General features: G+C 52.9%; 11 protein-coding genes. 2 read left to right on the top strand and 9 right to left on the bottom strand.

What is annotated here, in order from left to right:
• Window positions 1–79: 79 nt before the first annotated feature.
• The gene (gene crp / locus B4923_RS12550; protein ID WP_004090925.1) at window positions 80–712 is read left to right on the top strand and encodes a cAMP-activated global transcriptional regulator CRP; all 633 of its coding nucleotides are present in this window, start codon (window positions 80–82) and stop codon (window positions 710–712) included.
• A gap of 73 nt (window positions 713–785) precedes the next feature.
• Here the strand turns inward: crp and argD are convergent, their stop codons facing one another.
• The 9 genes from argD to B4923_RS12595 form a co-directional block, all read right to left on the bottom strand.
• On the bottom strand, window positions 786–2,012 hold the full coding sequence (argD, locus tag B4923_RS12555) for a bifunctional acetylornithine/succinyldiaminopimelate transaminase (protein WP_109054710.1): 1,227 nt from the start codon (window positions 2,010–2,012) through the stop codon (window positions 786–788).
• Window positions 2,013–2,131: 119 nt separating this feature from the next.
• A complete protein-coding gene (locus tag B4923_RS12560; protein WP_109054711.1) occupies window positions 2,132–2,707 on the bottom strand; it encodes an aminodeoxychorismate synthase component II in 576 nt (191 codons plus the stop codon).
• 241 nt (window positions 2,708–2,948) lie between these two features.
• A complete protein-coding gene (gene ppiA, locus B4923_RS12565) occupies window positions 2,949–3,518 on the bottom strand; it encodes a peptidylprolyl isomerase A (protein ID WP_109054712.1) in 570 nt (189 codons plus the stop codon).
• A 258-nt stretch (window positions 3,519–3,776) separates the two neighbouring features.
• Window positions 3,777–4,553: an ABC transporter ATP-binding protein gene (locus B4923_RS12570; protein WP_211313956.1), complete on the bottom strand. Its 777-nt coding sequence runs from the start codon at window positions 4,551–4,553 to the stop codon at window positions 3,777–3,779.
• A gap of 48 nt (window positions 4,554–4,601) precedes the next feature.
• Window positions 4,602–5,489, bottom strand: a complete 888-nt coding sequence (locus tag B4923_RS12575) for an ABC transporter ATP-binding protein (RefSeq protein ID WP_211313951.1) — start codon at window positions 5,487–5,489, stop codon at window positions 4,602–4,604.
• Window positions 5,461–6,267: an ABC transporter permease gene (locus tag B4923_RS12580; RefSeq protein ID WP_245929583.1), complete on the bottom strand. Its 807-nt coding sequence runs from the start codon at window positions 6,265–6,267 to the stop codon at window positions 5,461–5,463. Before B4923_RS12580 ends, B4923_RS12575 begins: the two co-directional genes overlap by 29 nt.
• Before the next feature lie 128 nt (window positions 6,268–6,395).
• Window positions 6,396–7,436: an ABC transporter permease gene (locus B4923_RS12585; protein WP_109054715.1), complete on the bottom strand. Its 1,041-nt coding sequence runs from the start codon at window positions 7,434–7,436 to the stop codon at window positions 6,396–6,398.
• Window positions 7,437–7,567: 131 nt separating this feature from the next.
• On the bottom strand, window positions 7,568–9,178 hold the full coding sequence (locus tag B4923_RS12590) for an ABC transporter substrate-binding protein (RefSeq protein WP_109054716.1): 1,611 nt from the start codon (window positions 9,176–9,178) through the stop codon (window positions 7,568–7,570).
• 84 nt (window positions 9,179–9,262) lie between these two features.
• Window positions 9,263–10,417 carry a mandelate racemase family protein gene (locus tag B4923_RS12595; protein WP_109054717.1) on the bottom strand — a complete coding sequence of 385 codons (1,155 nt, stop codon included), beginning with the start codon at window positions 10,415–10,417 and terminating at the stop codon, window positions 9,263–9,265.
• A 583-nt stretch (window positions 10,418–11,000) separates the two neighbouring features.
• Here B4923_RS12595 and cysG point away from each other — a divergent pair.
• On the top strand, window positions 11,001–12,380 hold the full coding sequence (gene cysG / locus B4923_RS12600) for a siroheme synthase CysG (protein WP_109054718.1): 1,380 nt from the start codon (window positions 11,001–11,003) through the stop codon (window positions 12,378–12,380).
• The last annotated feature ends 150 nt before the right edge of the window (window positions 12,381–12,530 follow it).

A 12,530-nucleotide genomic window follows, 5' to 3' on the forward strand; every position in this document is an offset into this window, starting at 1 on the left:
TTTTAGCAGTAACCACGCCGTACAGGGAACTCTGAGCCCTGTGATTTGCGCAGTGAATTACAACAGAGGATGATAGCGAATGGTTCTCGGCAAACCGCAAACAGACCCAACTCTCGAATGGTTCCTTTCTCATTGCCATATCCATAAGTATCCATCGAAGAGCACGCTTATTCACCAGGGTGAAAAAGCAGAAACGCTTTACTACATCGTGAAAGGCTCTGTCGCAGTGCTAATCAAAGATGAAGAAGGCAAAGAAATGATTCTCTCTTATCTCAATCAGGGAGATTTTATCGGCGAGCTTGGCCTGTTTGAAGAAGGTCAGGAGCGCAGTGCCTGGGTACGGGCAAAAACGGCTTGTGAAGTCGCTGAAATTTCTTACAAGAAATTCCGGCAGCTGATTCAGGTCAATCCAGATATCCTCATGCGTCTGTCCGCACAAATGGCGAGCCGTCTGCAGGTTACGTCGGAAAAAGTCGGTAACTTGGCTTTTCTTGATGTGACAGGCCGTATTGCTCAAACGTTGTTGAACCTGGCGAAACAACCCGATGCCATGACGCATCCGGATGGCATGCAAATAAAAATTACCCGTCAGGAAATTGGACAAATTGTTGGCTGTTCGCGTGAAACCGTGGGCCGCATTCTAAAAATGTTGGAAGACCAGAACCTGATCTCCGCACATGGCAAAACGATTGTCGTTTACGGCACTCGTTAAATCCTACTTAACCCGACAAAAAAAGCGTGAAGGCAACTTCACGCTTTTTTAATGATTTCAGGGCAATGACACATTAACCTGCGGCATTAACCACTTGCTCAACGGCTTTCGCAAACTTCGCCATTCCTTGTTCGATATCCTGCTCCTCAATAATCAGCGAAGGTACAAAGCGAATCACATTTGGTCCCGCCATCAGCACCATCACCCCTTGTTCCGCGGCTGCGGCTAAAAAGTCGCCTGCCCGCCCATGCCATTCCGGTTTCAGTTCAGCGCCCAACAATAAGCCCATGCCACGAACCTGCTCGAAAATACCGTACTGATGGTTAATCTTTTCCAACGCACTGATAAATCGATCGTGACGCTCCGCCACCCCCGCCAACACTGCTGGCGTATTGATCGTATCCAGCGCCGCTTCCGCCACGGCGCAAGCCAGAGGGTTACCGCCATAGGTCGTACCGTGTACGCCGACCGTCATCACAGAGGCAATGTCTTCGGTCGTCAGCATCGCACTGATCGGGAAACCGCCGCCCAACGCTTTCGCCGTGGTCAGGATATCCGGCGTAATACCGTAATACATATAGGTAAACAGTTTGCCCGTTCTGCCCATTCCACTTTGCACTTCATCAAAAACCAATAGCGCCTTATGCCGATCGCACAATTCACGCACGCCTTGCAGAAACTCCGGCGTGGCAGGCATGATTCCGCCCTCGCCCTGCACCGGTTCCAGCACAACCGCACAGGTGTGGTCATCCATCACCGCTTTGACCGCCGCCAGATCGTTAAAAGGCACATGCACGATATCCGCGGGTTTGGGTCCAAAACCGTCGGCATATTTTGCCTGCCCGCCAACCGAGACGGTGAATAACGTTCTTCCATGGAACGCGTTATAAAACGCAATAATCTTGGTTTTATATGGGCTATGGCGTTTGATCGCATAGTGGCGCGCCAGTTTAAAAGCCGCTTCGTTTGCCTCGGCCCCGGAGTTAGCAAAAAATACCCGATCGGCAAAGGTCGCATGAATCAGCTTGCTGGCAAGACGTAGCGCCGGCTCATTGGTAAAAATATTGCTGGTGTGCCACAGCTGTTCTCCCTGCTGTTTCAACGCGGCAACCAGAGCAGGATGGCAATGGCCAAGCGCGGTAACCGCAATACCGCCAGAGAAATCAATATATTCCCGCCCTTGCTGATCCCATACCCGGCTTCCCTTACCTTTCACCGGCACAAACTGCGCTGGTGCATAAACCGGCAGAATCACTTTATCGTGAGTTTCTCTCGTTACTGCTTTGTTCTCTGTAGCCATTTGCTGCCCCGCTCTGATATCCCATTGTTCCGAATGAAAATATAGTCATTAAATATGCATAAAAAATCAAATTCAGGCAATATTAAATCACCAACGCCGGGCAATTACTTGCTATACGATTAGATTTTAAGGAAATTATCCAGAAACTGATGCCCCTGCTGACTAAGTATGCTTTCAGGATGGAACTGTACTCCTTCCAATGGCAGTGCCCGGTGTCGAATTCCCATGATCTCATCGCGTTCACCGTCGCACTCGCTCCAGGCCGTCACCTCAAAGCAGTCAGGCAACGAGTCCGCCTCAATGACCAGCGAGTGGTAGCGCGTCACCGTCAGTGGCTGAGACAATCCGGAAAAAACCCCCGTCTTGTTATGGGTGATGAGAGAGGTTTTACCATGCATGACCTGTCTTGCCCGTACAACGCGCGCGCCAAATGCCTGCCCCAGCGCCTGATGACCAAGACAGACGCCCAGAATCGGTAATTTATCGGCGAAATGGCGGATCACCGCCAGTGAGATACCGGCTTCATCCGGAGTGCAGGGCCCCGGGGAAATCACCAACCGATCGGGCCCAAGCTGTTCGATATCCGCCAATTTCAGCTCATCGTTACGCTTGACCAGAACGTCGGCGCCCAACTCACAGAAATACTGATACAGGTTATAGGTAAAGGAGTCGTAGTTATCGATCAGTAACAGCATGCTTCGCCTGAAATCCTCATTTAAAAAACGCCCTCACGTCTACATACCACCACAAAGTGACATTAATCATACATGGCAACGATGATAAATCGCAGGGCTCGTAACGTCGGTCACCGATCAGATGACGCCGGGTTACAGCAACGGGCGAGCTCGCTTGAATAAGTGGGTTTCGCGATGACCAATGTAAAAAAGGCCAGATTCTGGCCTTTCTTCATGTTCTCGATCCAATATGTCGTTCGGCTCAGGGCAGCACTTTCGCTGACTGAATAACGATAGGTTTGGTTGGCACATTCTGATAAGGGCCGACGTTTTCAGTCTGCACCTGAGAGATCTTATCCACGACTTCCATGCCTTTCACCACCTTCCCAAAGACGGCATAGCCGAAATCGCGCTGACCATGATCGAGAAAGGCGTTATCTGCCACGTTAATAAAGAACTGGCTGGTAGCGCTGTCTTTTTCCGCCGTACGCGCCATAGAAATGGTACCGCGCAGGTTACGCAAACCGTTGTCCGCTTCGTTCTTGATCGGAGGATTAGGGGCTTTCTGTTTCATATCACTGCTAAAACCCCCACCCTGAACCATGAAGCCCGGGATCACACGATGGAACGTCGTACCGTTATAGAAACCGCTGTTAACGTACTCAACAAAATTTTTCACCGAGACCGGTGCTTTTTGATTATCCAACGCCAGTTCAATATCCCCGGCCGACGTAGTCAGCTGTACGTGCGTGGTGCCAGAAGCGGCCAATACCGGAGAGAGCGCGGTCAGTGAAATAAAGGCTGCTGCCGCAACCAGAGTACGTTTGAACATTGAGAATTCCTTTTTGAAGAGGCCAACTACAGAAAGCGTAGTGATTGTAAATATCCACACTCTTCAAAGCCACCCATTTACCTTTTTTTACGTAGCAAAGTCCGATTGTAACGAGCGGTTAAGCACAAAACCCATTGCGGGAGCGTTTTCAACGTCGCCTGCGACGGCCCAAAGGGTGGCGGGCAGGATAGACCGTCATAAAAAAGAGCTGGCACTAAAGTCAGCTCCAGAGGTTTTATTACATGATATGAAAGAGAATTACCCCATACGTTCCGAACGCACAGCCAAATCGCGGCTGTACTGACGGCTGGCATCCACCAGCATCGTGGTATAAGCATTCTTTGGCGTATCCCGGGTTAAATCGCCAATATCCAGCGTTTCGAGTATTCGTCCGTATTGCATCACCGCGACCCGATGGCATAAATGAGAAATAACGCCCAGATCGTGCGTGACCAACAGATACGTCAATCGCTCCTGCTGTTGCAATTCAGCCAGCAGATTAAGAATTTCCGCCTGCACGGAAACATCCAGCGCAGAGGTCGGCTCATCCAGCAGCAACACCTGAGGTTCCAGAATCAAGGCGCGGGCAATCGCCACACGCTGGCGCTGCCCGCCCGAAAGCTGATGCGGATAGCGGCGGCGAAAGTGCGTCCCCAGGCCTACTTTCTCCAGCAGCGTATCAATACGATCGTCACGGTCGTTAAAACGGTGGATTGACAGCGGTTCTTCCAGAATCGCTTCCACCGTATGACGAGGATGCAGGGAGCCATAGGGGTCCTGAAAGACCATCTGCACTCGACGGCAGCGATCCTGATCGATACGGTGCGCCAGTTGCTGACCATCAATCAGTAAACGTCCTTGCCAGTGATTAAACAATCCGGCCAGGCATTTCAGCACGGTCGTTTTACCCGAGCCTGACTCACCGACCAGACCGAAAATATCACCATCGTCAACGGTAAGATTCACGTCATACAGAACCTGATTCTGTGTACTTCCCTGACCAAACGACAGATTAAGGTTATTCACTTCAATCATGGGTCTGTTCATATTCGTGGACTTGTTCATCGTCGCCATACCGGCTCCTTACTCATTAATCCAGGCGGGATCGCGGTTCATCACAGGCAGGCGCGGACGCGGATGGTCAATATCCGGTAGCGAATTCAGCAAACCACGGGTGTAAGGATGCCGTGCATTATCCAGATCGGCGGCGGCGATGGACTCCACCACCCGCCCGGCATACATCACCAGCACCCGATCGCAGAAGCTGCGAACCAGATTGATGTCATGGCTGATAAAAATCAGCCCCAGCCCACGTTCGCCGACCAGATCGTCGAGCATTGCCAGCACCTGTAAACGCACAGAAACATCCAGCGCCGACGTCGGTTCATCAGCAATCACCACTTCCGGTTCGGTGATTAACATCATCGCAATCATGATGCGTTGCCCCTGCCCGCCTGAAATTTCATGGGGATACAGGTTATATACCCGTTCCGGCTGGCGGATGCGTACCACGTCCAGCATCGCCATTACTTTTTCCTTCGCTTCGCGGCGTGAAACGCGATGATGAGCCAGATAGGCTTCTGCGATCTGATCGCCAACGCAGACCACCGGATTCAATGAATATTTTGGATCCTGCATAATCATTGAAATGCGTTTCCCGCGGATCTGACGCATCCGGGCCTCATCTGCTTTTAGCAAATCCGTGTCGCCGAAACGTAGCCGATCTGCCGTAATACGCGCGCTGTGCGGGTGCAAACGCAGCAAGGCGCGCCCCACGGTTGATTTACCCGAGCCTGACTCGCCGACAATGGCCAGCTTTTCACACCCCAGCGAGAAAGAGACACCGCGCACGGCATCGGTGACCACCTCGCCATTGACAAAACTTACCCGCAGATTTTCAACGTCCAGCAGCGGATCCGCCGGCGGTACGCGCCGGGAAAGATTATTCAGTTCTGGGATCGAGGATGTCACGTAGGCCGTCTCCAAGGAAATTGAACGCCAGGCTGTTGATCAAAATCGCCAGCCCCGGAATAGTCACTAACCACCAGCACTCCATCATGTAACGGCGACCGGCCGAAATCATGGCTCCCCACTCAGGATCGGGCGGCTGAGCCCCTAATCCCAGGAAACCCAGTCCGGCGGCGGTCAGAATAATACCCGCCATATTCATGGTGATACGGATAATTACCGATGGCAGACACAGCGGTACAATGTGATGCAGCAGAATGCGAAGAGAGGATGCCCCTTGCAGTTTCACGGCAGAAACAAAATCGGCATGACGCAAGGACAGCGTTTCGGCCCTTGCCAGACGGGCAATCGGCGGCCAGGCGGTTAGCGTAATCGCGATAATCACATGCTCCAGCCCGGGACCAAGCGCAGCCACAAACGCCAGCGCCAGCACCAGACTGGGGAAAGAGATGAAAATGTCGGTGATGCGCATCAGGATGGTATCAACGATGCCGCCGTAATAACCCGCGACCACGCCCAGCAGCAGACCAATAGGCCCAACGGTTACCGACACCAGCGCCACAATATACAGCGTGATGCGCGAACCATAGACCAGGCGGCTAAAGACATCGCGGCCAAACTCATCGGTGCCAAACCAATGGGCGGCGCCCGGTGCCTGTAACGCATTGGCCAGGTCCTGCACCAGCGGATCGTGCGTGGCGATCCACGGTGCGAAAATCGCCACCAACAGCAGCATCAGCACAATAGCGGAACCTATCGCGGTCAGCGGGTTACGCATCATCAACAGCAGAAACCCGGCGATCCGTGCACCGCGCAGCCTCAGGCGGCCCACTCGCTTTTCGGGTGGCGTGCGCGCGATCGATTTACCAACGGTCGATTCACGAACTACCGGCGGCTCAGAGGAAATATTCATGCGTTCGTCCTCGGATCAAAAATTTGATACAGCATGTCCGACAGCAGGTTGAGAGTGACGAAAATCAGCCCCACCAGCAGTACGCATCCCATAACCGCGTTCATATCTCCCAACAGCAGACTGCCGGTCAGATAAGAACCAAAACCCGGCCATGAGAATACGGTTTCGATCAGCACCGCCCCTTCCAGCAGTGAGCCATAAGCCAGCGCCACGACCGTCAGAAGCTGCACCAGAATATTGCGAAACGCGTGGGCCCAGACGACCCGGAATTCAGACAGACCTTTTACCCGCGCGGTAATGATGTATTCCTGCGAGAGCTGCGCCAGCATAAAGCTGCGCGTCATGCGGCTGATATACGCCAGAGAATGAAACCCCAGAATGGTGGCAGGCAATACCAGATGGTTCAGCGCGCTGCGAAAAACCTCCCAGTTTCCTTCCAGCATCGCATCCAGCAACAGCAGGCCGGTACGATTTTCCACCAGACCGTCATACGCCATGTCCACCCGTCCGGCGCCGCCGACCCAGTTGAGCCAGGCATAAAACACCAGCAGCCCCATCATCCCGACCCAGAATATCGGCGTGGAATAGCCAGCCAGACTGATAAAGCGCACAACGTAATCCGCCCATTTGCCGCGTCTTGCCGCCGCCAGCACGCCAAGCGGCACGCCTAAACCGGCACCGACGATAATCGCCATCGTGGCAAGCTCAACGGTGGCGGGGAAAACCCGGATAATGTCGTCCATTACCGGTCGCCCCGTCAGAAGCGCATTACCGAGATCGCCGTGCATGAGCGAATTGAAGTAGATAAAAAACTGCACATACAGCGGCTTATCCAACCCCAGTTGCTGATAAACCTGTTGATAAGTACTTTGGTCGGCATCCTGTCCGACAATCGCCAGAACCGGATCGATTGGCATCACGCGGCCAATCACGAAGGTCAGGATCAATAATCCGAACAGCGTGACGACAACCTGAAACAGACGTTTTGCCAATCGACGCAATATCCCACCCGGCTTGATCCAGTCAGAGAAAACCATGTTCTTTCTCCTGATATCCCGTTAACGGCGACGTTAAGTCCCCACTAACGCAGTTATGTCGTTTTTGACGTTCCCGAGCGGGATGATTAGCCGGCAGCAGCCCGGCCAATCATCCGCGGAAAGCGTGGAAACTAGCGCTGTTTATAGACCTCGCGCAGCTGTGTCGTAGAGGACGGATGCGGCACATAGCCTTTCACGTCTTCCCGCAACACGATGGAATCGATCATCTGCGACACCGGAATGATGGCCGGAAACAGTTCTTCATAACGATTCTGGATGTTGATATACATCTGCTTCTGTTTCTGAGGATCTTTCTCCAACAGCGCCTGATCAATCATGTCGTTCAGGGGTTTATCGTAGAAAGAGGTGCGCCAGCCCTGGAAATTGGTCAGTTTGGCCTCGTCGCTGTTATCCGGATTGTAGACAACGGAGCGCAGGCTGGAGTGAGGATGCGGATCGACGCCGCCGCCGCCGCGGCCAACCAGCATATCGAATTTACGATCGCGCATTGCGCCATAAACCTGATTACCGGTACCGGAGATAATTTTGGCTTTGATGCCGGCCTGCGCCAGCGTTGACTGCACCGACGTCGCCAGATTCAGGAAAGGCTGATCCGACAGCACACGCAGCGTGGTTTCAAATCCATTCGGATAGCCCGCTTCCGCCAGCAGCGCTTTTGCCCTCGTCACATCCAGCTTGTAGCCGGGATCCGGCAGCGTGGCATCCATCCCTTGCTGGATGGGACGCTGGTGGTAGAAACCGTAACCGGTCATCACCGTTTTGTTAATACCATCATAATCAATGAGATAACGAACCGCTTCGCGCACCTTGGGCTTCGCGAAGTATTCATTCTTCAGACTCATCGCGACGTAATACAGCGTGCCTTTTTTCACCTCATCCACGACAACGTTCTTGTCCTGTTTCAGGGCGTTAATATCCGGCACCGACATCCCGGAAGCGACATCAATATCGCCTTTTTCAATCATCAGGCGCAGCGCCTGCGACTCGGTCATATGACGGAAAATGACGCGTTTCATTTTGGCATCACCGTGCCAGTTGCCCTCAACCCGGCTGATGCGCAACACATCTTTCGCCTGCCATACATCCAATTTGAACGGGCCAGATCCCGCTTCGTTAGTTGTCAGCCAACCGTTGCCCCAGTCGCCGTTTTTCTCATGCGCCATCACCGTTTTGCTGTCCAGCACCGATCCGCTGCCCAGCGTTGCCAGCGAATAGATAATCAGTTTGGGATCGTTTGGTTTGGGTAATTCGATTTCGATCGTATGGTCATCTTTGGCGCGGATCATTTTCTCCACGTTTTCCGCCGTGAAGCCATAGGATTTCCAGGTCGTGGCCTGCGCCATGTTGAGGTTAAGCAGCCGCTTCATCGACCAGGCGAAATCTTGCGCCGTAACAGGGTTGCCGGAATGAAATTTCGCGTTGTCCACCAGATTGAAGGTAATGACGTTGCCGTCATCGCTCACGCTCCAGCTTTTCGCCAGAGCAGGCTGGACGCTACTCAGGTTTTCCGGATCGAGCACCACCAGCGAGTCATACAGATTGACGATAATGCCCACCACTTCGTTTCCCGTCATCGCGGCCGGATCGAGCGAGAGCATATTGTTCATGTTCATACCGACGATCAGCTGATCGTCCGGCGTTTTGGCTGACAGCATGGCCGGTGTTACGGCCATACACAGGGTACTTAACAGTAGGGTACGGAGTATTGCTCGTGCTTTCATTATTCTTCTCCAGGTGTGGAAGTATGGAAGACGACAACTTTTTATTTTTTAAAGGGTTCGTTCTTTCAGATCGGACGAAAAATTTTATTCTTTGCTTAAGGTATGCCCCTCAATCCAGTCAAAATTGATATCTTCTCCCAGTCCCGGACGCTGGGGCAGATGCACAAAACCCTCGTCATCCATCGGATCAACAATCGAATTCAGGTAAGCGGCAGGTTTGTCGTAATCAAGGAAGGGGTGCAACAGTCCGCGCTCATACCAGCGGCAGTTCTTGATTGCACCGACCACAGCCAGATTCGGTGCGCCGTTGCCATGAATTTCGCAATCCATACCGAAGGCTTCCGCCAGGCTGGCGACCTTCATACACGGCGAGAGGCCGCCCACGCCTTGTACGCCCGCGCGCAAAATATCGCATGCGCCTTCTTTCACCCAGTCAGCACGGCTGAAGTACTTGCCTGACAGGCTTTCCGGTCCAATCACATCGATATCCAGATTTTTGGTCAGCCAGCTGTAAGACGCCATGCTCTGTTCTTCCATCGGCTCCTCAAACCAGGTGAAACCCAGCTTCTGAAGCTCACGGCCGATATACAGCGCATCGCTGCGGCTGTACCAGTGGTAGCCATCCAGCATCAGGCAAATATCCGGACCGACCGCTTCACGCACCGCGGCGCACGCCCTCACGTCCATCTTCGGGCTCGGCGCAAACGATACTGGCGGCATCCAGGTGTGCAGCTTGATCGCTTTATAACCGCGTTGCACCAGTTTCTCGGCGAACTGGCCGTACTCTTCCGGCGTGGATAAACCGCCTTCCAGCTCATCGCCGCACATCGTGCTGCCGTAGGCAGGCACTTTTTCACGATAGCCGCCCAACAGCTTATGAACCGGCATATTCAGCACACGGCCTTGTAAATCCCACAGCGCGGATTCGGCGATCGACAGTGCGCGATCGGTCAACTGGTTGGCGCTGCCGCGCTGCCAATGCACCAGATCCTGCCAGAGACGCTCACGATCAAACGGGTTTTGCCCGATCAAGACCTTACGGAAAAATGCATTCACGATATGCGGGCGAATCACTTCCGGCGGAGCAAATGCATAACCCTTATGCCCCTCGTCCGCGCTGATGGTCAGCAGGGCCAATTTGGCCTGATTTTCAGCCCCCGGATGTGAATGCCCCGCGCTGTCAGACACCCGGCGAGTAGGGTAAGTAAAGACGGTGACATCAATTGACTCTATTTTCACGTTGTTACCTGCCTTGATATTTAATACGACTCATGTACATGATTCGCAGCGATAAACTGCATTAATTAAAGGATAACGTCGCGGTATGTGCCCGGCCCGGATAAGAGGAAAAGCACCTATCTGTCTGGTTAGACCAAACAAAGCGATCAACATCACAAAAAGAAACTACGTGTTAATAAAAAAAAAATAGTGTTTTATTTTTAATTATTAAGGTTGTTTCTGCGTTAGTCATTAGGCATTTTCTTTCATATGAAGAAATTATGTTATGGATTACTGGGCAAATGCCCATATCCTTGTGAGCATTATCACTAGAAAAATGGAAGACCACATTTTAAGAATGGGTAAAATTCATGCAGACAACGGCTCTCCCTCTTCTGGGTCGATAGCTCATTCAACCGATTTTCCAACCGTACCCCGGGTAAGAGCCCGTCCGTCGTTATCGATGGCAATGCACAAATTAAACATTTATCCATCGCGGAAAGCGTAACCGCCGTTGATAATATGCCGTCATTAACATCATGCTACGCGCCCTGCCGCAATGGCGGGGCGCTTCTGCTGACCCGAATTTATTAAGAGGCGCCACATGGATTACCTGCCAATATTCTGCCAGTTACGCGATAAACATTGTTTGTTGGTAGGGGGAGGAGAAATCGCCGAACGAAAGGCGCAGTTGCTACTGGACGCAGGTGCGATTCTCACGGTGAACGCGATCGGCTTCAATGAACAATTTCTGACCTGGCAGGAAGCAAGCCGGGTAACCCTGGTACAGGGTAGCTTCCATCCGGATTTACTGAATGGCGCCTGGCTGGTCATTGCCGCCACCGACGATCGCGAGGTCAATAAACAGGTTTACGATCGCGCCAGCAAACTGCGGATCTTCTGTAATGCGATCGACGATGCACAAAATGCCAGCTTTATCATGCCCTCGATTATCGATCGCTCTCCCCTGATGGTCGCCGTGTCATCCGGCGGTACTGCGCCGGTTTTGGCTCGCCTGCTGCGTGAAAAACTGGAGGGGATCCTGCCCCAACACCTCGGCAAACTGGCTGCATTGGCAGGTGAACTACGTCAGCGCGTCCAGAGCCGCTTTCGGCATGCCGGAACGCGACGCCGTTTCTGGGAAAAACTGTTTACTCACGATAGGCTGGCTCAGGCGCTGGCCAATAACGACAGCATCAGCGAACAGCAGCTAACCGAACAGCTTTTTTCAGCACCGCTGGATGACAAAGGCGAGGTGGTTCTGGTGGGCGCCGGTCCGGGAGATGCCGGGTTATTAACGCTGAAAGCCTTACAGCAGCTACAGCTGGCAGATGTTGTGGTCTACGATAGACTGGTCTCCCGCGATGTACTGAATCTGATCAGGCGTGACGCCGAACGAATCTTTGTCGGTAAAGCATCTGGTTACCACACCATTCCACAAGAGCAGATTAACCAGCTGCTGGAAGAAAAGGCGCTGGCCGGCAAACGGGTCGTGCGGCTGAAAGGCGGCGATCCCTTCATTTTTGGCCGTGGCGCCGAAGAGCTGGAACATCTGCAACTGGCGGGGATCCCTTTTTCCGTCGTTCCGGGCATTACCGCCGCCTCCGGCTGTGCGGCATACAGCGGCATTCCCCTTACCCACCGCCACCATTCGCAAGGGGTGCGACTGATAACGGGCCATGTCCGGCATGACGCCGAGCTCGACTGGTCCAGTCTGGCGGGTGAAAAACAGACGCTGGTGTTCTACATGGGGCTTCAGCAGGCGGAATATATCCAGCGCAAATTGCTGGAACAACGGTTACCTGAAACCGTACCGGTGGCGCTGATCGAAAACGGCACCTCAACCACGCAGCGGGTCTTTACCGGTCAGCTTTCGCAACTTGGCGAACTGGCAAAACAAGCGATAAGCCCGTGTCTGATTATCGTTGGCAGCGTTGTCAGCCTGAGAGAAAAACTGAACTGGTTTGCCCGTCAGCCCAAATAACCCGCCGATTATCCTTTCGTTATTAAACCGCCGTCCAAAACCGGATAGCGGTCGCCTTGCACCGCACAAAAGCAATGCACCATAAAGGAGCATAAAAATGCACTTTATTGTCACATTTCCTTGCAAAGAGGAAATTCGGTGCTTTACCAC

It is taken from the genome of Brenneria roseae subsp. americana (genome assembly GCF_003115815.1).
In the GTDB taxonomy this organism is placed as follows: Bacteria; Pseudomonadota; Gammaproteobacteria; order Enterobacterales; family Enterobacteriaceae; genus Brenneria; species Brenneria roseae.